This window comes from Mesorhizobium sp. M0296, from assembly GCF_040321675.1.
Taxonomy (GTDB): Bacteria; Pseudomonadota; Alphaproteobacteria; order Rhizobiales; family Rhizobiaceae; genus Mesorhizobium.
Map to the genome: position 1 here is coordinate 79,696 of NZ_JAMYRZ010000023.1, position 21,487 is coordinate 101,182.

Below are 21,487 nucleotides of genomic sequence, written 5' to 3' on the forward strand. Positions count from 1 at the left end.
GGCAAGGAGCAGACGATGTCGACCGCGAACCGAGAAACCCCTCGCCCTGCCGCCGGCCGTGCCGGCGTAAAGAAGGAGCTGCCCGCGCATTTCAAGGACTACCGGCACGTCTGGGTTTTCATCGAGCTCGAACGCGGCCAGGTCCATCCCGTATCATTCGAACTGCTCGGCGAAGGCCGCAAGTTAGCAGACAAGCTTCAGGTCCAGCTTGCGGGCGTCGTGCTTGGACCGCCGGGAGAGGCCATCGGGAACGCCGTTGCCGAAGCCTTCGCTTATGGTGCCGACCTTGTCTACATCGTCGAGGCGCCGCTGCTCGCCGACTATCGGAACGAACCATTCACCAAGGCGATGACGGATCTGGTCGATACCCACAAACCCGAGATCCTTCTTCTCGGTGCCACCACACTCGGCAGGGATCTTGCCGGCTCCGTGGCGACGACCTTGCAGACAGGGCTCACGGCCGACTGCACCGAACTCGATGTGGATACCGACGGTTCGCTCGCCGCCACCCGTCCGACTTTCGGCGGTTCCTTGTTGTGCACGATCTATACGCTCAATTTCCGCCCCCAGATGGCGACAGTGCGACCGAGGGTCATGCCCATGCCGCAGCGGGCGGATAAACCGGTCGGGCGTGTCATCCGGCACAAGCTCTCGGTAGCCGAGGACGAGATCGTTACCAAAGTCCTCGGCTTCCTGCCGGATAGTCAGTCGGCAAAGGCAAATCTTGCCTATGCCGACGTCGTGGTTGCGGGAGGCCTCGGTCTAGGCGCGGCGGAGAACCTGCAGCTTGTGAAGAATCTCGCGCGAGCAATCGGCGCCGAGCACGGCTGTTCGCGCCCGTTGGTCCAGAAGAGCTGGATGCCAGCTGATCGGCAGATCGGCCAAACTGGCAAGACCATCCGGCCGAAGCTTTACATAGCGGCCGGGATTTCCGGCGCCGTCCAGCATCGGGTTGGCGTGGAGGGGGCGGATCTCATCGTGGCCATCAACACCGACCCGAACGCGCCGATTTTCGATTTCGCTCACCTCGGGATCGTCACCGACGCGATCCGCTTCCTGCCCGCACTGACGGAAGCCTTCACCCGGCGGCTGTCGCCCCACAGTCGCGATAAGCTTGCGAGCTAAGGATGGACATGATTGAGGAACAATTCGACGCCATTGTTATTGGGGCCGGCATGTCCGGAAACGCAGCTGCTTACACCATGGCCAGCCACGGCCTGAAGGTGCTGCAGTTGGAGCGGGGTGAATATCCGGGGTCCAAGAATGTCCAGGGTGCCATCATGTACGCGAACATGCTGGAGAAGATCATCCCGGATTTCCGGGACGATGCGCCTCTCGAGCGGCATTTGGTTGAACAGCGGCTTTGGGTGATGGACGACACATCCCATACCGGGATTCACTATCGGTCGGACGACTTCAATGAAGCGAAGCCCAACCGCTACACGATCATTCGTGCCCAGTTCGACAAATGGTTTTCGCGTAAGGTGCGCGAGGCCGGCGCGACGGTTCTGTGCGAGACGACCGTGACGGAACTCATCCGTGACGCCAAGGACAGGGTGATCGGCGTCCGCACAGACCGGGCCGGCGGAGCCATTTACGCGGACGTGGTCGTCCTCGCAGAAGGTGTCTGCGGACTCCTTGGCACGCGGGCCGGCCTGCGCGAGATGCCGAAGCCGCAAACCGTGGCGCTCGCCGTCAAGGAAATGCATTTCCTGCCCGAAGAGGTCATTGAGCAGCGGTTCGGCCTCAAAGGCGATGAAGGCTGCGTGATCGAGGCGGTGGGCACGACCTCCCGCAGCATGGCCGGGCTCGGCTTCCTCTACACCAACAAGGAGTCGATCTCACTGGGCATTGGCTGCCTCGTCTCCGATTTCGCCGCGATGGCCGAGAGCCCTTACGTCCTCCTCGACGCCTTAAAAAGCCATCCTTCGATCCGGCCGCTGATCGCCGGCTCGGAAGTGAAAGAATATTCCGCGCATCTCATTCCCGAAGGCGGCTACAAGGCTATTCCGCAGCTCTTTGGCGACGGTTGGGTCGTGGTCGGCGATGCCGCGCAACTGAACAACGCCATTCACCGCGAGGGTTCGAACCTCGCCATGACCTCCGGCCGCATCGCGGCTGAGGCAATCATCGAGGTCAAGAGCCGCAACGGTCCTATGACCAAACGGAATCTCGCCCTTTACAAAGCCATGCTGGACAAGTCCTTCGTGGTCAAGGACCTAAGGAAATACAAAGACATGCCGGCCTTGCTCCACACCAATTCCTGCAATTATTTCACGACCTATCCGCGGTTGATGTCGCAAGCCGCGCAGAACTTCATGCGTGTCGACGGGACGCCGAAGATCGAGAAGGAAAAGGCTACGACGGCGGCCTTCATCAAGGCGCGCTCGCGCTGGGGGCTGGTCAGCGACGCGGTCCGCCTTGCATTGGCGTGGCGCTGAGGGGAGACGAAATGACGATCGCAGTGACGAAGTCACGTGTCGAGGACAAGCTTTACCAGAACCGCTACTTGGTGGATTCCGGCCGTCCGCATATCAAAGTGCTACCGCACGAGGCGCCAAGCGCGAACTTGCTCGCGCTGACCCACGTCTGCCCGGCGAAATGCTATGAGTTGAACGACAAAGGTCAAGTGGAGATCACCGCCGACGGCTGCATGGAGTGCGGTACCTGCCGGATTTTGTGCGAGACCAATGGCGAGATCGAGTGGAACTATCCACGCGGCGGCTTCGGAGTCCTCTTCAAATTCGGATGACCGAGGCACGCACCGTATCAACAGGGTCAATCTTGGTAGACCTGAGGTCGCGACCAACGCCAAGCCTATCTTTGCTGGAATCGCCTCGCAACAAGAGAGGCTCGTGAATACTGTGCTTTCAGAATTCAGATTCAAAAGGAGGAGCACTCTGGACGACAACCCCTGAGGTGTTTCCATGGCTCACGTACCGCAAGATCGGGTCGACGAGGTAGGACCTCGGGATACCCGCCCTGAACCGCCCATCAAAAGCATGCCCCAAGCAGATATCGCGCTCAGGGGACTCTACGAGATATCGAAGGTGCTGACCGCCCCCAGCGAGCTGGAGATTACGCTCGCCAATGTCGTGAACATCCTCCCTTCGTTTCTGCAGATGCGTCAGGGAGCAATCGTCGTCCTGGACGCTGAAGGAGAGCCGGAAATTGCAGCAACTGCCGGCAATACCCACGCACCTCAATCAGGCACTCGCCGCGTCACACCACAGGCCGTAACAGATCAAATCGTCGCTACGGGGACGCCGCTCTTCATACCGGACGTCCGCAAGTCCCAACTATTTCAGGCTAACCTTCAAACGTCTTCGGGCAGCGGCACCATCCCAATTGCCTTTATCGGTATCCCGCTAAAGGCTGATCATAAGATACTTGGGACATTGTCGATCGACCGGGCCGGAGACGGCGCCACCGACTTTCGCAATGACGAGGACACATACTTCCTGACGATGGTCGCCAACCTTGTCGGCCGGACCATCCGTCTCCATCGTATCCTGAGTACAGATCGTCAGGGGTCTGTCCATGAGCAATGGAGACCGGAGAAATCGCCCAACGAGGGGAGGATCTGCCACCCTGCCCGGCAGGCGGACGTCAAAATCGACGGGATCGTCGGGGAAAGCCCCGCACTCAAGCAGGTGCTCGAAACCGTCTCGGTCGTAGCAGGGACTAATTCCACCGTGCTTCTGCGGGGTGAAAGCGGCACCGGCAAGGAATTCTTTGCGCAGGCCATCCATAAGCTCTCACGTCGGAGAAAGAAGTCTTTCGTCAAATTGAACTGCGCCGCACTGTCTGAAAGCGTTCTGGAGTCAGAACTGTTTGGGCATGAAAAGGGCGCTTTCACGGGTGCTATCTCCCAGCGCGCCGGTCGTTTTGAATTGGCAAATGAGGGAACGCTGCTACTTGATGAAATCGGCGAGATTTCGCCGGCCTTTCAAGCCAAGCTGTTGCGTGTCTTGCAGGAAGGCGAGTTGGAGCGAGTCGGCGGCACCAAAACGCTACAGGTCGACGTCCGCCTCATATGCGCCACCAACAAGGACCTCGAGACGGCCGTCATAAAAGGGGAGTTCCGGGCCGACCTTTATTACCGCATCAATGTGGTGCCAATCATCCTGCCTCCGCTCAGAGAGCGACCCGGCGATATTCCACGCCTTGCGAACGCCTTCCTCGACCGATTCAACAAGGAGAACGATCGCGCACTCGCCTTCGCGCCGTCGGCGCTTGACCTGATCTCGCAATGCTACTTCCCTGGTAACGTCCGCGAACTGGAGAACTGCGTCCAAAGGACGGCCACACTTGCGCGTTCAAGGACGATCACTCCATCCGATTTCGCCTGTAAGAAGAGCCAGTGCCTTTCCTGGCTCCTCTGGAAGGGAGTCGACCGCTCGAATGGCGGCAATGCCATCGACGATCTCGCACGGGTCAACGCAGTGCCGGTCGGATTGCAGCTGCCGGCCAGTCGCATCGGTGCCTCGGCGGGCAAGGTATCTCCCCTTACGGCCGGCGATCCGAACGATCCCGCTTGTCCCCCGCGTCTGACGGAACGCGACCGGCTGATCGACGCGATGGACAAGGCCGGTTGGGTTCAGGCCAGGGCGGCTCGTATCCTCGGCCTCACGCCGCGGCAAGTCGGCTACGCCCTGCGCCGGCATGGTATCGAGGTGAAGAAATTCTAGGCATCCGCTGGTGAAACGTAAGCCCGGAGTAGTCTCCCTCACACTCTGCGCGCCCAAAGGCTGGTAGCCTCGCGACCCTATTTGTTTGTCCACTGTCGGTAGCCCGACAAAAGTGTCCGGGGCAAGCCGACGGAATCCGACACGAAAAGCCAATTCGTGAACCAAAACCGCTCTTTGAGCTGGCATAGCTCTTGCGATTTGAACTGCGACATTCCCAGCAACGGAGCCGTTCGATGTCCGCACCGGCAATTTCGGTTGAGAGCCTCAGCACGACATTAGGTGACCAGTTGCTTGCCACCGTGAAAGCTGGTGGCTGCGCGTCTTCGTCCTGCGGCTCGTCGACAAAGCCGAACGACACGGATCCGGCTATCTGGGAGAAGATCAAGGATCACCCCTGCTTTTCAGAAGAGGCGCACCACTATTTCGCGCGCATACACGTCGCGGTCGCGCCCGGCTGCAATATCCAGTGCAACTACTGCAATCGCAAATATGACTGCGCCAACGAAAGCCGGCCTGGGGTGGTCTCCGAAAAGCTGACGCCCGACCAGGCGCTACGCAGGGTGATTGCGGTCGCCAACGAGGTGCCGCAGCTTTCCGTGCTCGGCATCGCCGGACCGGGCGATGCCTGTTACGACTGGAAGAAGACGAAGGCAACGTTCGAACGAGTCGCCAGGGAAATCCCAGACATCAAGTCTTGCATCTCCACGAATGGGCTCGCGCTGCCGGACCATGTCGATGAGCTTGCCGACATGAATGTCGATCACGTGACGATCACCATCAACATGGTCGACCCTGAGGTCGGTGCAAAGATCTATCCTTGGATCTTTTACGACCATCGCCGCTACGTCGGCATCGAAGCCGCCCGGATCCTGCACGAGCGGCAGATGTTGGGCCTGGAGATGCTGAGTGCGCGCGGCATCCTCACCAAAATCAATTCGGTGATGATCCCCGGCGTGAATGATGAGCATCTGATTGAGGTGAATAGATGGGTCAAGGAGCGAGGCGCGTTCCTGCACAACGTCATGCCGCTGATTTCGGACCCGGCGCACGGCACGCACTACGGACTGAGCGGGCAGCGCGGCCCAAACGCAATGGAGATGAAGGCTCTTCAGGATCGTCTCGAAGGCGGCGCCCAGTTGATGCGCCACTGCCGGCAGTGCCGGGCAGATGCCGTCGGCCTGCTTGGCGAGGATCGTGGCCAGGAATTCACGGCCGACCGGATTCCCGGCGCGGTCACCTACGATGCCAGCAAGCGCAAGGCCTATCGGGAGTTGGTCGTGCAGGAGCGCCGTGATCACGTGACGGCCAGGAGCCAAGCGATCGGAATGGTTAAGGCAGCGGGCCCCGGCAAGCCCCTTCTCTTCGCGGTGGCGACTAAGGGCGGCGGCCGCGTCAATGAACATTTCGGCCACGCGAAGGAATTCCAGGTTTATCAAGCCTCGTCGAGGGGGATCAGCTTTGTCGGGCATCGCAAGGTGGAACAGTATTGCCTCGGCGGCTGGGGCGGAGAAGCCGCTCTCGATGGCGTCATCGCAGCGCTTGAAGGCATAGATATCGTGCTGTGCGCAAAGATCGGAAACTGCCCGCAGGATCAGCTCGCCGACGCTGGAATCCAAGCCACCGACGCATATGCCCATGACTATATCGAGACCGCAATCAGCGCGATTTACGCCGCCGCGTCTAGGACCCCCGCACTCGCGGCGACGGCCTGAGCTGTCTCATCCATTCGGACCAGGAGTTAAAATGGCTTTCAAGATCATCGCATCCCAATGCACCCAATGCGGCGCCTGCGAATTCGAATGTCCCTCCGGCGCGATCAAGTTCAAAGGCGAGAGCTATGTGGTCGACACGCAAAAGTGCACCGAATGCGAGGGAGCCTTCGATACGCAGCAATGTGCCTCGGTATGTCCGGTGCCGAAGACCTGCGTTCCTGCGTGACCGACAATTGGGATGCCGAGATGGTCGGGGCTGCCTCCAAAGCACGCCTGGAGCGCGTTGTTCCCAACCTGCAGCTTCAAGAGAAACCAGGGAACCGACATGTGGCTCGGACGCGAAGAGGAGGTCGAAATCCGCAGGCCTCCACGATTCATGCCGGGAGAGCGGGTTCGTGCCATTCGGCACATAAAGAATGACGGTACCTATCCTGGCAGGGAGATCGGCGAAAATCTCGTGCGGAAGGGCGACGAGGGATATGTGCGCGACATTGGCACCTTTCTCCAGCAGTTCTTCATCTATGCGGTCGAATGGATCGACCGTGGCACGGTCGTCGGCATGCGAGCGCGTGAACTGATGAGCCTCGACAAAGCCGAGGATCCCGGCAGTGCTGAAAGCAATACCAATGAAGGGACGGCCAGATGAAAGTCATGATCCGCAGGACCGATGCTGGCTTATCGGCGTACGTCCCCAAGAAGGACCTCGAAGAGCCGATCATCAAGCTTGAGAAGGAAGAGTTGTGGGGCGGGACTGTGACGCTCAGGAACGGGTGGCGGCTCCTCCTACCCGATCTTCCGCGGGATACGCGTCTGCCGATCACCGTCGAGGCAAGGAAGATTTCCGAAGATGACTGATGCTGCCCATTGATAAGGGGCGTCGCGAGGAAACGAGCATGAACACGATCCCGACATCGGGCCACCTCGTCATCGTGCGGGACAGTTTTGCCGAAAAGCTGCTTGACCTGGCGAAGCAAGCGCTCGCCGCCGATGAGGTGATCCCCTATCTCGGTCCGGGTCTTCTTGGGTTCAACTGTGCGGAACCGCCTGTGCCGCATACGCCGGAGGTCGTTGCCGCGGCACTCAATGCGCGGGCGCCAGCCCCTTCCAAGATCCGCACCAATATGTGGTCGGTTGCGCAGTTCATCGAACAGCGCCGGCATCGCCGGACGCTTCAAGCTTGGATGACCGACATATTCGCAGCACCGGTGGCGCCGACCGTCCTCCACGCCTGGCTCGCAAGGCTGCCGCTCTCCCTCATCGTCGACAGCTGGTACGACAGCGCGATGCGCACGGCTCTCGTAGAGACCGGCCGAACGGACGTCGTCGAGATACAAGGCGTCACGCGGGCGAACGAAATCCGGGACATTTGGACGAAAACCTACGATCTGTCCGGGAGGGAACTCGACCCCCGATCGGGGGCAAAGACGGTTCTCTATACACCTCACGGGAGTATTAGGCCGGCGCAAAACTTTCTCGTCGCAGATTCCGACTATGTCGAAGTCCTGACCGAAATCGATATCCAGACACCGATCCCAGACGTGGTGAAGGAACGGCGCATCACCCGTGGATTTTTCTTCGTTGGCTGCCGCTTCAACGGTCAGATGCTGCGCACCTACGCCAGGCAGATCATGAAGCGCTCCCGAGGTCCACATTGCGCGGTAATGGACGCGGAAACGCTGACCAGAAACGAAGCGCGTTTCCTTGCGGCAAGCGGAATCACGGTGATCGACATGCCAGTAAGTGAAACCGCGGCTCGGCTTATAGGAACGGGCACTGCTGCAGGTGGTGGACAGGATTAACAATGGCGGGCCCCTTTGATGATTGGTCCTTCGGCTTGCCTCGAAGGCGCAAAATGCAGTCGGGAATACACCCGTGAGCAGTGATGCTATCGGCAGCGCAACGAACGCTCTGAATTCGTTGACCCATGTGGAAGCGGCGCGCTGGGGCCGGGATTTGAGTACGCTGTTGCGCATCACCCGTATGAATTTGCGGCATCCCTGGCAGGTCGCCTTCGCTATGGGCTCGACGATCATGGCGGCAATCCTCCAGTTGCTCATTCCCCAGCTTCTCGGCCGGGCTGTCGACCAGACCCAGACAGCCATTGGGGGCGGTGTCGCGGGGACCGCGGCAGGACAAGCGCTCTGGACCCCGGCTCTCCTGCTGCTCGCCGTCAGCGCGCTACGCGGCCTTTTCACGATGGCGCAGAACTATTTTGCCGAAGCCGTCGGGCATCATGTCGCGTACGAACTGCGGCTCGCCTACTACGACAAGATCCAGCGTCTCAGCTTTTCCTTTCACGACCGGGTCCATTCAGGCGATCTGATCACCATCGGAATGCTCGATCTCCAAGGCGTGCGGATGTATTTTTCCACCGCGCTCGTTCGCGTGCTCCTGCTCACCATGCTGATCGGGATCGGCGCCTACATGATGATCTCGACCGATCCCATGCTCGGCCTGGTCGCGCTGAGCTTCGTGCCTTTTGTCGCCTGGCGCTCATCGGCCACACAGCTTAGGCTGCGCGCCACCTGGCTCGACCTGCATGAGCGGCTTTCGGTACTAAGCCGCGTGATGGAGGAAAATCTCGCAGGCATCCGCGTGGTCCGCGCTTTTGCGTCTCAAGCCTATGAGATGCTGAAGTTCGACGGCGCTTCCAAGAACGCGCTCGACCTCGCCCACGACCGAGTTGACATCTACGTGCCCAGCACGTCGGCGATGACCTTGTCCTTCTTTTTCGCAATGGGATTGGTGCTCTGGATCGGTGGCAGCAGGCTCGTCGCTGGCGAGATCAGCGTCGGAACGGTGGCGACCTTCCTGACCTTCATGACAATCCTGCAAATGCCAGTCCGCCAGATCGGCCTCATGGTCAATGCCTTTGCCCGCGCTTCTAGCTGCGGTTCGCGGCTTTTCGGTCTCCTCGACCAGGAGATCACAATCAGGGATGCTCTCGAGGCCAGACCGCTCGAGATAAGCGACGGCACTCTGCGCTTCCACAATGTCTCATTTGCGTACCCCAGCGCCGAAAACCGCGCCATTTTGAAGAACCTCAGCTTTGAGGCCCGTAGAGGCGAGACGATCGCGATCGTCGGTCCGCCGGGTTCGGGCAAATCGACGATGGCTCATCTGGTCCCCCGCTTTTACGACGTGACCGGTGGCGCCATCACGCTGGACGGCCAGGACATACGTAATGTCACCCTCGCGACGCTTCGCAAGGCGGTCGCCGTCGTACAGCAGGATGCATTCCTATTCACCACCACGATCGAGAACAACATCGCTTATGGCGATCCCTGGGCGAAGAGACAGCGAATAGAACGCGCTGGCGAATTCGCCCAGCTCCACAACTACATCCTCGGGCTCCCAGCAGGCTACGAGACGGTCGTGGGCGAACGCGGCGTCTCTCTCTCTGGCGGCCAGCGCCAGCGTCTCACGATTGCTCGCACCATGATGCTGCGCCCCTCCGTCGTCGTTTTCGACGACTCAACGGCCGCGACCGATGCCGGCACCGAGCAGCGCATCCGCGCGGCGATGCGGCGCTTCGCCAAGGATCGGGTGACGATCATCATCGCGCACCGGCTGAGTGCGCTTATGCATGCCGATCAGATCCTTTTTGTCGATAACGGCGAAATCGTAGAACGCGGCACGCATCAAGAGCTTTTGGCGAAGCGGGGACGCTACAGGGCCCTTTACGATCTCCAGACGCGCCCGGGTGATGACATTATGACCCAGTATGGGGACGCCCGCTGATGGCCCAGGGCCGCGCCGGCGAACTCGAAGCCGACCGTGACGACGGCAGACGCCCTCCGCGCGCGGTTGTCGGCTCGCACCGCATCGAGGAGGAGATGTTCGGCCGGGCTTTCGACAAGAGCATCCTCCGGCGCATCTGGGCCTTCGTCCGTCCCTATCGGGCCAGGGTAGTCATCACGATTGCAGCAATGCTGATCTTCACCGGGACGCAGCTTCTCATCCCGTTGATCATCAGCTACGCGATCGACCAGGGCATGAACCCGGCAAGGAACGATCGCTCAGCCCAGCTTGCGGCCGTCGGCGCGTTCGTTTTGGCGATTTTGGTCAATTTCGCTGCCGGCTACATGCAGGAAACCGTGGTTGGGAAAGTGGCCGAAACTGTCCTGTTCGACATCCGCCGCGCCATGTTTGGCCATTTGCAGAAGGTCTCGCTCTCCTTCATGGACAAGACCGAGGTCGGACGCCTCATGTCGCGCCTGCAAGGCGACGTCAACTCCATACAGGAATTCCTCGAAACCTCGGTATATTCCATAGGCGATGTTGCGCTTCTCTTCGGCATCGTTTTCCTAATGCTGTGGCTCGACTTCCGCCTCGGCCTCCTGACGCTCTCGGTTCTGCCGGTCCTGGTGATCGTCCGCATTGTCTGGCTGCCGCGTGCCCGCGCCGCCTTCATGGCTGCACACGAGACTAATTCCGTCGTCAACGGCGCGCAGGCCGAAGCCATTCACGGCGTGCGCACCGTCCAGTCCATGGACCGCCAGCAGGTGAATTTCATCCTTTTTGACGACAAGGCCCATGCCAACCTCAGGACCCACCTGATCGCTGCCAAATATGCACTGGTCATGGTGCCTATCGTCGATGGCCTCACCGGCCTCGCCATGGCCGCCGTTATTGTGGTCGGCGGCTCGATGGTCCTGAATGGCCGCATAGATGTGGGCGTATTGGTTGCCTACCTATTTTACATCCAGCGCTTCTTTGACCCGATCCGCTCACTCACCCTGCAATATTCGGTCATGCAGCGCGCCATGGCCTCAGGCAAGCGCCTGGCCGATGTGCTCGACGTCAAGATCGATGTTCAGGACAAACCCAATGCCGAGGTGCTTTCGCCCGAAATGGACGGCTCGGTCGAGTTCAGGGACGTCACCTTCGGCTATAATCCGAACCGTTCGGTGCTGAAAAATGTTTCCTTCCGGGTCAATCCCGGCGAGACGGTCGCACTGGTCGGGCCGAGCGGTTCTGGCAAATCGAGTGCGATGGCCCTGGTCCACCGCTTCTATGATGTTCAGCAGGGCCAAGTGCTGGTCGGCGGATATGATGTGCGCGATCTCACCCAGGAATCGCTCGGCCGCCAGGTCGCCATGGTGCTGCAGGAGCCATTCCTGTTCACCGGGACGGTCTTCGAGAACATTCGATACCACAAGACAGAGGCCACGCGAGACAAGGTGATCGAGGCGGCCAAGGCGGTCGGCGCCCACGACTTCATCATGAGCCTCGCCGATGGGTATGAGACCCAACTTGGCGAACGCGGCGACAACTTATCTCTCGGCCAGCGCCAGCTTATCAGTTTCGCCCGCGCCCTCGTCGCCGACGCCAAGATCCTCGTGCTCGACGAAGCTACCGCCAACATCGACAGCTACACGGAAATGCAGATTCAGAAGGCTCTGATAAAGCTGCTTGAAGGCCGTACTGGCCTCGTGATCGCCCACCGTCTTGCCACGATCCGGGGTGCCGACCGCATCATCGTGCTTCAGAATGGCCAAGTTATTGCGGCTGGCAACCACGATCAGCTAATAGCCACGGGGGGCCTCTATTCCAAACTCTACAATCTCAACTACGCCTCCTTCGACGACATTCCCGAATACGATACGACCGTACAAGCTGGCTCCCAGACCTGACGTCTTGCCGGCCTTGTGGTACTGGCATTGACTCGGGCGTGCCGGCGGACACTCGGGCCGCCGCAGACGAGGAAGCAGGCAGCATTCATGCAAAGCACTCGCGCGGATCGTGAAGACCGGCTGCGAACGATTTCCTCCAGCGTCGTTATCCGGCCGCGGTGCACGCCGCGACATCGGGCGAACTCGCTCCAGGTGGTGTCGCTCGGCGTAGCAAAGCCGCTCGCGAGCGCGCCCTCACAGCGCCGTAGCGAGTGACGGCTTTGCTACCGCCGAGCCGCTGATGAAGCTGGATGCGGGAGCCGCCACCGGCGCCGCCCCGGTCGAGAAGAACCTCTGCGGCCGGCTATGGGCAATGACTAGCGCGAGCGCGACGAGCAGACGCGTGCCGGCACCGTGGCGCGCTCGGCCATCAGCTCCTTAGGATCGTGCAGTCTCACACCGTGCCCAGATGCCGGCCAACGCACAAACCTGGTAATCTGTGCCGCCGGCTCGTCGCCAGTTTGGCCTCCCTCACGATTTCCCAATCCCCACCACGTGCACGCTCGAGCAATGTGAGGGAGCGCTGTTACAACGATTTACCTTCGGATCAGACCGCCAATTCCACGGTCAGCCAAGTCGAGCCATGATTTCGGATTGAATGGTCGTCGCGGTGTACAGGGAAGCATCTAGCGGCAGATTTCCAAATGCCAGTTGACAAAGCAGGTAGTTGGCACCTGCCTCTTCCAACTGATCTAACAGAGCTTTTCGCACAGATTCTGCTGATCCTACCACGCACAATTCACGCTCTACTGCCTCATCGAAGGTCAGCGGCAGGTTTGGTGGAGTCGGGATGGCATTAAGGTCGTAAAGGAATTGGAAGCTCTTGAGCCATCGTTCGTAAGCAGGTGCCGCGAGCGAATAGGCATGTGTGTCACAACGCCCAACCACGACCATGCGGAGCAATCCAATAAATGGCGCTTGATCGCCCGCGCCAGCCTTGTCCTCTTGATAGGCGCGGAACGCATCAGTAGTTTTGCGAACAGAAGAGGAAGGTCCTACACACGCGATATTTGCTCCATTCGCAGCGGCCCAGGCTGCGGACTCGGGTCGATTGGCGGCGACCCATGTCGGCGGATGTGGACGCTGATGAGGTCTTAGCGTCAAAGGAACGTCATTGAGCTCAAAATGGCGGCCTTGATAGCACAGCGTGCCAACCTTCATGGCATTAACAAGTATTTCAACAAGAATTTCGCTGGCTTCCGCATAGCGGCCCGGCACCGCGTCCGCACCAATCCCGAAGTAACCCAATTCGATCGGGAGAGCACCGCGCCCTATGCCCAGTTCGAGCCTGCCACCGCTCAACTGGTCCAGCATACAGATCTCTTCGAACGCACGCAGCGGATGATAAAGCGCAAGCAGCATCACCAAGGGTCCGAGACGCAGGCGCCGGGTGCGCTGGGCGACGCTCGATAAGAACAGATTCGGCGATGGACCTCTCCCATGGGGGGTACAGTGGTGCTCTGCGAGATGATAGGCATAGAACCCTAGCTGATCGCACGCCTCTGCTAATATCAGGCGATCTTCGTACTGCCGGGCGATATCGAGGCCGTCCTCGTCCAGATGATCGAAGATGCCGAAGGCTAGGTTTGAAGGAAAGACGTTTGTCACTCGATATTGTCCCCGATTTTAAAGAAAAATGTTGTCGTGCTTGGGTGACCAAGCAAGTCTAAAGATAGCAATGTGTGATATCGGATTAGCGTCAGCGTACCGAACGAGCAGAGCCTGACGCTCCCCTGCCCGTGGTGCTTGGTATGTTTAAGCTTCCAACTATATCGCGAGCGGCAGCAAGAAATGCATCCAATTGCTCTTTTGTGCCGATGCTGACGCGGATGCAATGTTCCAAACCATTGTCCGGAAAGTAGGCAACGAGTATCTTTTGCCTTTCCAAGGCTGCTTGCCACCATGAGCCGTCCTGTCCCGCTGGCACACGGGCTAGCAAGAAATTTGCGTGGGAGGGCGTTACGGAAAATCCAAGTTGCGACAGTGCGGCTGTCACTCGCTGTCGTTCATGTCTGATGTGCTTGTGGTTCTCTGCGTAGGCGCCGCGATGCGCAAGCACGCTGATACCAACCGCATGCCCGATCACGTTCATGTTGAAGACGTTCTGGATGTTGCGCAGCCTGCCAATAATCTCAGGGTGACCGAAACCGAAACCGACGCGAATGCCGGCGGCGGCATAGCTCTTCGAAAATGTTCTCAAGATCAGAAGGTTCGAATAACGGTTGATGAGGCGCAGCCCGTGATCGGGTGCAAAGTCGACGTAGGCCTCATCAAGGACGACCAGGCGATCCGATTGTGACACGAGGCGTTCGATATTGCTTATCGAGAGGAATGTTCCGGTCGGATTGTTTGGATTGGCCACCAGAATGAACTTGGCGTCTTTTGCCGGACCGGAAAGCAATTGCTCCATTGGCAGCGAATGAGTTTGACATCCGATCTCGAGAAACTCAGCACCATGCAACATGGCAAGTTTGCGGTTGAACGAAAACCCTGGCGATATCATCGCCACCTTGTCGCCAGGGGCGAGGAAAGCTCTGTAGATGAGTCCGAGCAGTTCAGACGACCCGTTGCCTGCGATGACCTGATCCGTGGATACGCCATAGGTATTGGACGCTGCTTCCCTCAAGCTGATGTTATCGTCGTCCGGATACAGATACTGGCGATTGAGGGCCGCCACTGCACTTTGCATTATGATTGGCGGCAACGGAAACGGGTTCTCATTCGTATTCAGCTTGACAAAACTTCTGTCCGGCGCTGGTCCGTTGGACGGCAGAGCATCTAACTGTCGCGTCCCTTGCGGAAGTGACGAAAGCACAGCTTGCAGTTTTGCATCGGACATATTTTATCTCCGTTTCAGTCGCACAGGTTCATCCGTATGAGCTCGCAACGAGAGCAACATGGCGGACGGATTGACGATGGCAGCGTCGCCTTTCACAAGATGGTCGCAACGCCAGCTGCCACGGGAATTCGGCCAGGCTGTCCTCGGTCGGATCGACTTGACGCGGACGCGGATCTGCATCCCTGCGCGGGCCAAGCCGCTAAGCGGTCTCAGCTAATCCGCCTGAGTCATGCTTTCACAGACGCTTGACCTCGATGCCGTATTTCCTCAGCACGTAGCCAATCTGGCGCGGGGTCAGTCCAAGCAGGCGCGCCGCCTTTGCCTGCACCCAGCCACATCTTTCCATGGCAGCAATGACGCGCTCGGCGTCGGTGGTCCTCGCGCCCAATGAGTGGGTTGCTCCGGCAGGCGGGACTGTGGTGGCGGCCGAACGAGCGGCCGCATCCGGAGGCGTGGCCGGATTCACTGCCTCTGGCAGGATTGGCGCTGGTTGCAGCGCGGCCTTGCCCGATCTGCTCTTCCGCAGCGCCTCGGCAAAGCACTGGTCGTGGGAGCACGCAAAGTCGTTTCTCCCGATTGATAGTCCCTCCGCCAGGATCGCTGTCCGGTGCACGCAATTTTCAAGCTCGCGAATGTTGCCGGGAAATTCACATTTCATCAGTACTTCAATCGCACGCGGATCGAAGGTCAGCGTACGGCCGTTCTCATCGTTGAAATTCTTGAGAAACTCAGCTGCGAGGAGCGGAATATCGCTGCGCCTTTGGCGTAACGCCGGCACCAGCAAGGGAACCACGTTGATGCGATAATATAGGTCGGCGCGGAACTCATTCCTTGCAACCGCCTCTTCAAGGTTCCTGTTCGTGGCGGCAATCACGCGAACGTCGACCTTGATGGTCTGGTTGCTGCCGACGCGCTCAAACTCCTGCTCCTGCAGCACGCGCAGTAGCTTTGCCTGGAACGAGGCCGAGATCTCGCCGATCTCATCCAGAAACAACGTCCCCTTGTCGGCGAGCTCAAAGCGGCCCTTGCGGGAATTGAACGCGCTTGTGAAGGCACCCTTCTCGTGACCGAACAATTCGGATTCCAGGACTGTCTCTGGCAGCGCTGCACAATTGAGTTTGATGAAGGGCCGCTTGGCGCGCGGCGACAACTCGTGAATTGCCTTGGCGACCAGCTCCTTCCCGGTACCGGATTCGCCTCGCAACAGAACCGTGGTCTTTGCCTTAGCTACCACTGCGATCTTCTCGAGCAGCGCGCTTAGCGCCGGACTATCGCCAATCATGCCCTTGACGTGAACCTTCTTGCGCTGCGGTGCAGGGTGCTTGACATCAGAGAATTGCGTTTGCAGCCGATCTTCCACCTCCGTCGGTCGTTCGCGGTCGCCCGCGGAGAAGCGGTGCAACTTGACTGTCTGTCCCACCATGTTGGCTATCATGGTGAGCAGCCGGACATCATAATCGAGCCCATACGTTGACCTGCTGTCCAAGGCGCGGTCGATAGTCAGCGTGCCTACGGCGTTCCCATCAATACGAATGGGAACGCCGATGAAGGACACGGTGTCGGAGGCCCCAAGCACCTCTACGTCAGCGGCAGTGAAGGCCGAATGCACCGCTATGTTCTCGGCGACGAGCGGCGTGTCCGTCGTCACAATCAGATCGATTGCCTTGCGCGGCAGGCGCATCCGGGAGCGCTCATCGCTGTTCTCGTCGCAGCCGGTGACTACGGTGATGTCCAGTACGCCCTCAGCGTCGAAGAGAGCGATGATGCCGTGCCGCATCTGCACAAACGAGGGCAGGAGATCGACGACCTTGGCCAACGTGACTTCGAGCCGGGCGGGGTCGGTGAGTACTTTCGATATTTCGAAGATGCCGGTAAGCGCGTGCTCATGCGATGGCACAAAAGGGACCGCGGTGTTCATCTCGGACTTTGGGTAAGCCCTTTTCGCATCCGGAAGCGAAATGCGGCACTCGCTGGCATTTTGTTCTGATTTGGGAATGTTGTGGTGCATATGATCCTCGATCTCGCGTCATGAAATGCATGCCGGCGGCATGTGCGCCCGCGACGTCGCGGGCAAGCGCGAAAATGCTCTGACGTGAACTCGTGCCACCGCCGTGTGGTCGAGTGCAAAGCGGGTCGACCCCTGACGCATCGCTTGGCTCTCCCTCCACGAAGCTTGGCCACGTTCTCGGCTTGCACGGGGGCAACCACACGTTGATTTTCAAAAGACTGGAGCGAGGCGGGATAGTCAATCGAGCTTTCTTTCATTCGTGAAAGAAAACCTCGCGGCCTATGATAGAATTCATCAGTTCTAATTTTTGTCGGCGATGTTGAACGACAGAAATACGGCGCCGGCGATGCGGTGCCCGAGCGGCTGACCGCGCCGAGTTGCCGGGCCGTGCCAGTCACCAGCGCCTGCGAACCAGGGGCGGGAGCGATAATCACTGCCGACGACACTGGTCGGTCGCGGCAACCGCCATTTCCTCGATATTGATGACGCAGATAAGGCGGCGGCGTCGCGTGTGAAGGCGCGAAGGTGGCGGTCGAGCGCGGCTTTCTCGGCGGTGCTCGGAACTTCTGAACCGCATCGTCGCGGTCAGCACGAGCGGCGTCAATCCCTACGTCTCGACGTCGCTTTCAAGCTGTCGCTGCAGCGGGAGCGCGGCAAAGAACACGGCAATTCTGCGCCCTGGTGCCAGCGATGCGGCCCTTCCCAAAGTCGGCAAACCGAGGAGCCCGCCACGATGTGCAGCAAAACCGCAAGCCAGAGAGATCGACCGGCAATCTGCCGGAGAACATCAAGCGCGTGCTGGACGGCGGCCTTGTCATTCCCGTCTTGTGCCACCGCATTCATCCCATCATTGGCGAGCCCAACGTCAGTTCAGGTCATGCGGATCCATTTGGCATGGGTATTGCGGCGGCGTTGGTGCAGCGTTCGACCGGAGCGCCGCGATAGGGAGAAGCCCGGGAGAAGTCACGCCACCTCGATCCGGTCAGGGAGAGAGAAACAGTGTCAGCTGCACAAGTCCGCGGCGCGACTCCCGCGCCCCGCAAACCCTTCTATGCCAAGCTTTACGCGCAGGTGCTTGCCGCCATCGCCCTCGGCGTCGCAATTGGCTATTTCTATCCGGGGACCGGCGAGAGCCTGAAGCCGCTGGGTGATGCCTTCATCAAGCTGGTCAAGATGATCATCGCGCCTGTCATCTTCCTGACAATTGCGACCGGCATTGCCGGCATGAACGATCTTCACAAGGTCGGCCGGGTCGCTGGCAAGGCAATGGTCTATTTCCTCACTTTCTCGACGCTGGCGCTGATCGTCGGCCTCATCGTCGCCAATGTCGTCCAGCCTGGCGCCGGCCTCAACATCGATCCGGCCTCGCTCGATGGCCAGGCCGTGAATACCTATGCCGCAAAGGCCCACGAGCAGTCGGTCACCGGCTTCCTGATGAACATCATCCCGCCAACGATTGTCGGTGCCTTCGCGGAAGGCGACATCCTGCAGGTGCTGTTCTTCTCGGTTCTGTTCGGCATGGCGCTCGCGATGGCCGGAGAGACGGGCAAGCCTGTCGTTTGCTTCCTTCAGGCGCTCATCGCGCCTGTCTTCAAGCTCGTTGGCATTCTGATGAAAGCCGCGCCGATCGGCGCTTTCGGCGCAATGGCGTTCACCATCGGTAGATATGGCATCGGTTCGGTCGTCAACCTCGCGATGCTGGTCGCGACGTTTTATTTCACCGCCTTCCTCTTCGTGTTCGGGGTTCTCGGCGCGGTCTGCCGCTACAACGGCTTTTCGATCTTTTCTCTCATTCGCTACATCAAGGAAGAGCTGCTGCTTGTGCTCGCAACGTCCTCCTCGGAGGCCGCGCTCCCCTCGCTCATGCAGAAGATGGAGAAGGCGGGCGCCAGGCGTTCGGTTGTGGGTCTCGTCATCCCGGCCGGATATTCGTTCAATCTGGACGGCACGAATATCTACATGACCCTGGCGGCCCTCTTCATCGCGCAGGCGACGAACACGGACCTGTCAATCGGCGATCAGGTGCTGCTGCTGCTCGTTGCGATGCTTTCCTCCAAGGGCGCTGCAGGTGTGACAGGTGCGGGCTTCATCACCCTGGCTGCTACGCTCGCCGTAGTTCCGAGTGTTCCCGTTGCTGGGATGGCACTGATACTCGGCATCGACCGCTTCATGTCCGAATGCCGGGCGTTGACTAATTGCGTTGGTAACGCAGTGGCATCCCTCGTCGTCGCCCGCTGGGAAGGAGAATTGGACCAAGCGCAGATGAAAGCCGCCTTCTGCGGTCATCAGCTTGCCGAGGCATCAAACCGGCTATCCTCCGCCGAGTAAGGTCGACGCACCGCGACCGGCTTCGCCAAGCTGGTCACATGACCTGAACGATCGACTCGCAGGCTCTAAACGGCGCCTCACGGACCATGTATCAGAAGCGCTAAATGTGTGAGTGCAAATCATCGCCGCCCTAAGCGAATGAACCTTCCGTTATACCCGGCCGGTCTACGTCTGGAGTAGTCCAATACGCTGTCGATCATTCAGTATGCGGGCGTCTTCACTTTGCCCAGCCGAAACCATTGTCGAATCGCGCTAGGTGACAGAGAGCCAGCCTGCGTCAAAAACCAATCAGAATAGGACCCATGACCAAGCGCCCCACAATTGCCGATCTCGCCCGCGAATCCCGAGTCAGCGTAGCAACGGTCGATCGGGTTCTGAACGCCCGCCATCCGGTGCGCGAGGAGACCGCGCGGCGGGTCCACGACGCCGCCCACGCGATCGGCTATCATGCTGCCGGGCTCATCAAGCAGCGCTTGCGGCGAGACCTACCGTGCTACCGTCTGGGCTTCATCTTGAGAAAACCGGCCCAGCATTTCTACCAAGACTTTGCGCGCGAGGTCGAAGCGTCGGTCAATTTGGCCCAGTCCTTCCACGGCATTCCGCTCATCCAATTCGCCCCGTCACATATGCCGAGCGACCTAATCGCACCGCTCAAGGATTTGGGCGCACGCTGCCATGCGATCGCGATGGTGGCACCGGACCACCCAAAAATTACAGCAGCGGTTGAGGACCTCAAGGCCAAAGGCATTCCGGTTTTCTCGCTGCTTTCCGACTTCGCCGCCGGCGTGCGACAGGGCTATATCGGCCTCAACAACCGCAAGGTGGGGCGCACGGCCGCTTGGATGGTGTCCAAGGTCGCAAAACGGCCCGGCAAGGTGGCGGTGTTTGTCGGTAGCCATCGTTTCCAGGGGCACGAGCTCCGTGACGTCGGCTTTCGCTCCTATTGCCGTGAGAACGCGCCGACGTTCGAGGTGCTCGATCCGCTTGTGAACCTGGAGAAACGGCAGGTCACCTACGAGGCAACGCTTGATCTCATGCAGCGGGAACCCGAGCTCGTCGGCTTCTATGTCGCCGGGGGCGGCATGGAGGGCGCCATCTCCGCGGTCCGGGAAGAGGGTAAAAGTCGCGATCTCGTCGCGATCGTGAATGAAATCACGCCGGAATCTCGGGCGGCACTCGCTGATAACATCATCACGATGGCGGTCGCCACGCCAATGCGCCGGCTTTCCCAGGAGCTGATAACGCTGATGACGCGGGCTATCGAGACCGGCACTGCTGAAACACCAGGACAGACATTTCTGCCGTTCGACATTCATCTGCCGGAAAATATATGAAACTGATGGCTTCTATCGTAAGCGGGGAAGTTTCCTTTCATAAATGAGAGAAAGTTGATTGATGATCCCATCCACGCGGGGTAGCCGCACCCCACAGGCCTCAGCCGCGGCCCAGGATGAAGCGCCAATTGGGTGAACGGATCGGCCACGCGTTCAGGCGGAAGCGCGAGGTCGCGACCGGCTTCATTGCCAACATCTCGACGTTGTCGGTCCAGGGCGGTGTCGTCAAGGATGCCTCACGCCAGTAGCCGAGCGAGGCCGGCACAGTCCATTGGGATTGACCTCGTCGACCGGCATCTCCTCGCCTGCCCGCGCGTGAAAAGCGGCGGCAAGGCCGGCAAAGTTGGCATTTGAGTGGGGCTAGAGTCTTTCACGTTTTGACGGAAGCGTATCCGGCGTTTGCGAAGTAGTTTTTGCATTCGCCGGGTTCGATCGTCGCAACGAGGTGGCCGATGTGGCGCCAAGCGTCCTCGACGGTACGCTTCTGAGCTTGTCGCATCCAATGCTTGATCTTGGCGAAGGCCTGCTCGATCGGGTTGAGGTCGGGGGAGTAGGGTGGCAGGTACCAAAGCCTGGCGCCGGCAGCCTTGATCATCTGCCTGATCGCCGCCGACTTATGACTTCCCAGATTATCCATGACGACGATGTCGCCGGGTTTCAGCACGGTGATGAGCTGCTGCTCGACATAGGCGCGGAAGCATTGGCCGTTGATTGGCCCGTCGAAGACGCAAGGTGCCGCGAGCCTATCGCAGCGCAGCGCGCCGAGGAAGGTCAGCGTGCGCCAGTGGCCGTGCGGGGCCAAGCCGCGCAGCCGCTCGCCCTTCGGCCCCCAACCGCGCAGCGGAGCCATGTTGGTCTTGATCCAGGTCTCGTCGATGAAGACCAGATGCTGCGGATCGA

Annotated in this window: 18 protein-coding genes; 14 read left to right on the plus strand and 4 right to left on the minus strand. The window is 59.7% G+C overall.

The features are described 5' to 3' along the window. Positions 1-15 precede the first annotated feature (15 nt). From NKI97_RS21760 to NKI97_RS21810, 11 genes are all read left to right on the plus strand, one after another. Positions 16-1,125 carry an electron transfer flavoprotein subunit alpha/FixB family protein gene (locus NKI97_RS21760; protein WP_352836511.1) on the plus strand — a complete coding sequence of 370 codons (1,110 nt, stop codon included), beginning with the start codon at positions 16-18 and terminating at the stop codon, positions 1,123-1,125. 8 nt (positions 1,126-1,133) lie between these two features. Further along, positions 1,134-2,441: an FAD-binding protein gene (locus NKI97_RS21765; RefSeq protein WP_352692296.1), complete on the plus strand. Its 1,308-nt coding sequence runs from the start codon at positions 1,134-1,136 to the stop codon at positions 2,439-2,441. 11 nt (positions 2,442-2,452) lie between these two features. Beyond that, positions 2,453-2,752: a ferredoxin family protein gene (locus NKI97_RS21770; protein ID WP_352483771.1), complete on the plus strand. Its 300-nt coding sequence runs from the start codon at positions 2,453-2,455 to the stop codon at positions 2,750-2,752. A gap of 175 nt (positions 2,753-2,927) precedes the next feature. Further along, complete coding sequence (nifA, locus tag NKI97_RS21775) at positions 2,928-4,691, plus strand: nif-specific transcriptional activator NifA (RefSeq protein ID WP_352815527.1); 1,764 nt, start codon at positions 2,928-2,930, stop codon at positions 4,689-4,691. Between the two features lie 233 nt (positions 4,692-4,924). Further along, positions 4,925-6,403: a nitrogenase cofactor biosynthesis protein NifB gene (gene nifB, locus NKI97_RS21780; RefSeq protein ID WP_352836515.1), complete on the plus strand. Its 1,479-nt coding sequence runs from the start codon at positions 4,925-4,927 to the stop codon at positions 6,401-6,403. Positions 6,404-6,434: 31 nt separating this feature from the next. Continuing rightward, entirely contained in the window at positions 6,435-6,629 is a 195-nt protein-coding gene (locus tag NKI97_RS21785) for a 4Fe-4S binding protein (RefSeq protein WP_023719295.1), read from the plus strand. 99 nt (positions 6,630-6,728) lie between these two features. Beyond that, the gene (locus tag NKI97_RS21790) at positions 6,729-7,049 is read left to right on the plus strand and encodes a nitrogen fixation protein NifZ (RefSeq protein ID WP_023719296.1); all 321 of its coding nucleotides are present in this window, start codon (positions 6,729-6,731) and stop codon (positions 7,047-7,049) included. After that, complete coding sequence (gene nifT / locus NKI97_RS21795) at positions 7,046-7,258, plus strand: putative nitrogen fixation protein NifT (protein WP_352483773.1); 213 nt, start codon at positions 7,046-7,048, stop codon at positions 7,256-7,258. Before NKI97_RS21790 ends, nifT begins: the two co-directional genes overlap by 4 nt. A gap of 38 nt (positions 7,259-7,296) precedes the next feature. Beyond that, positions 7,297-8,202, plus strand: coding sequence for an SIR2 family NAD-dependent protein deacylase (locus NKI97_RS21800; RefSeq protein WP_023719298.1), 906 nt, complete (start codon positions 7,297-7,299; stop codon positions 8,200-8,202). 73 nt (positions 8,203-8,275) lie between these two features. Next, complete coding sequence (locus tag NKI97_RS21805) at positions 8,276-10,144, plus strand: ABC transporter ATP-binding protein (RefSeq protein ID WP_023719299.1); 1,869 nt, start codon at positions 8,276-8,278, stop codon at positions 10,142-10,144. Then, the gene (locus NKI97_RS21810) at positions 10,144-12,039 is read left to right on the plus strand and encodes an ABC transporter ATP-binding protein (RefSeq protein ID WP_352483774.1); all 1,896 of its coding nucleotides are present in this window, start codon (positions 10,144-10,146) and stop codon (positions 12,037-12,039) included. The genes NKI97_RS21805 and NKI97_RS21810 overlap by 1 nt, the downstream gene beginning before the upstream one ends. Positions 12,040-12,645: 606 nt before the next feature. On the opposite strand, the gene NKI97_RS21815 is transcribed toward NKI97_RS21810, so the two are convergent. The 3 genes from NKI97_RS21815 to nifA (NKI97_RS21825) all read right to left on the minus strand — a co-directional run bounded on the left by NKI97_RS21815 (position 12,646) and on the right by nifA (NKI97_RS21825) (position 16,925). After that, a complete protein-coding gene (locus tag NKI97_RS21815; protein WP_352836520.1) occupies positions 12,646-13,686 on the minus strand; it encodes an LLM class flavin-dependent oxidoreductase in 1,041 nt (346 codons plus the stop codon). A gap of 91 nt (positions 13,687-13,777) precedes the next feature. Continuing rightward, positions 13,778-14,917, minus strand: a complete 1,140-nt coding sequence (hisC, locus tag NKI97_RS21820; protein WP_352483776.1) for a histidinol-phosphate transaminase — start codon at positions 14,915-14,917, stop codon at positions 13,778-13,780. Between the two features lie 235 nt (positions 14,918-15,152). Beyond that, a complete protein-coding gene (gene nifA, locus NKI97_RS21825) occupies positions 15,153-16,925 on the minus strand; it encodes a nif-specific transcriptional activator NifA (RefSeq protein ID WP_352836523.1) in 1,773 nt (590 codons plus the stop codon). Positions 16,926-17,660: 735 nt separating this feature from the next. On the opposite strand from nifA (NKI97_RS21825), the gene NKI97_RS21830 reads away from it, so the two are divergent. The 3 genes from NKI97_RS21830 to NKI97_RS21840 all read left to right on the plus strand — a co-directional run bounded on the left by NKI97_RS21830 (position 17,661) and on the right by NKI97_RS21840 (position 20,587). Next, positions 17,661-17,870 (plus strand): hypothetical protein, encoded by a 210-nt coding sequence (locus NKI97_RS21830; protein ID WP_156937379.1) that lies wholly within the window; start codon positions 17,661-17,663, stop codon positions 17,868-17,870. Positions 17,871-17,924: 54 nt separating this feature from the next. Beyond that, positions 17,925-19,253, plus strand: coding sequence for a dicarboxylate/amino acid:cation symporter (locus NKI97_RS21835; protein WP_352836526.1), 1,329 nt, complete (start codon positions 17,925-17,927; stop codon positions 19,251-19,253). A gap of 302 nt (positions 19,254-19,555) precedes the next feature. Further along, positions 19,556-20,587: a LacI family DNA-binding transcriptional regulator gene (locus NKI97_RS21840; protein ID WP_352687758.1), complete on the plus strand. Its 1,032-nt coding sequence runs from the start codon at positions 19,556-19,558 to the stop codon at positions 20,585-20,587. 370 nt (positions 20,588-20,957) lie between these two features. Here NKI97_RS21840 and NKI97_RS21845 read toward each other — a convergent pair. Further along, the coding region (locus NKI97_RS21845) for an IS630 family transposase (RefSeq protein ID WP_352836529.1) at positions 20,958-21,487 on the minus strand (530 nt) is incomplete at its 5' end.

Coding starts and splice junctions, on each gene's coding strand:
- nifA (WP_352815527.1), top strand. CDS start 2,928: ATGGCTCACGTACCGCAAGATCGGGTCGACGAGGTAGGACCTCGGGAT.
- nifA (WP_352836523.1), bottom strand. CDS start 16,925: ATGCACCACAACATTCCCAAATCAGAACAAAATGCCAGCGAGTGCCGC.
- NKI97_RS21790 (WP_023719296.1), top strand. CDS start 6,729: ATGTGGCTCGGACGCGAAGAGGAGGTCGAAATCCGCAGGCCTCCACGA.
- NKI97_RS21810 (WP_352483774.1), top strand. CDS start 10,144: ATGGCCCAGGGCCGCGCCGGCGAACTCGAAGCCGACCGTGACGACGGC.
- NKI97_RS21840 (WP_352687758.1), top strand. CDS start 19,556: ATGACCAAGCGCCCCACAATTGCCGATCTCGCCCGCGAATCCCGAGTC.
- NKI97_RS21760 (WP_352836511.1), top strand. CDS start 16: ATGTCGACCGCGAACCGAGAAACCCCTCGCCCTGCCGCCGGCCGTGCC.
- hisC (WP_352483776.1), bottom strand. CDS start 14,917: ATGTCCGATGCAAAACTGCAAGCTGTGCTTTCGTCACTTCCGCAAGGG.
- nifT (WP_352483773.1), top strand. CDS start 7,046: ATGAAAGTCATGATCCGCAGGACCGATGCTGGCTTATCGGCGTACGTC.
- NKI97_RS21770 (WP_352483771.1), top strand. CDS start 2,453: ATGACGATCGCAGTGACGAAGTCACGTGTCGAGGACAAGCTTTACCAG.
- nifB (WP_352836515.1), top strand. CDS start 4,925: ATGTCCGCACCGGCAATTTCGGTTGAGAGCCTCAGCACGACATTAGGT.
- NKI97_RS21765 (WP_352692296.1), top strand. CDS start 1,134: ATGATTGAGGAACAATTCGACGCCATTGTTATTGGGGCCGGCATGTCC.
- NKI97_RS21785 (WP_023719295.1), top strand. CDS start 6,435: ATGGCTTTCAAGATCATCGCATCCCAATGCACCCAATGCGGCGCCTGC.
- NKI97_RS21800 (WP_023719298.1), top strand. CDS start 7,297: ATGAACACGATCCCGACATCGGGCCACCTCGTCATCGTGCGGGACAGT.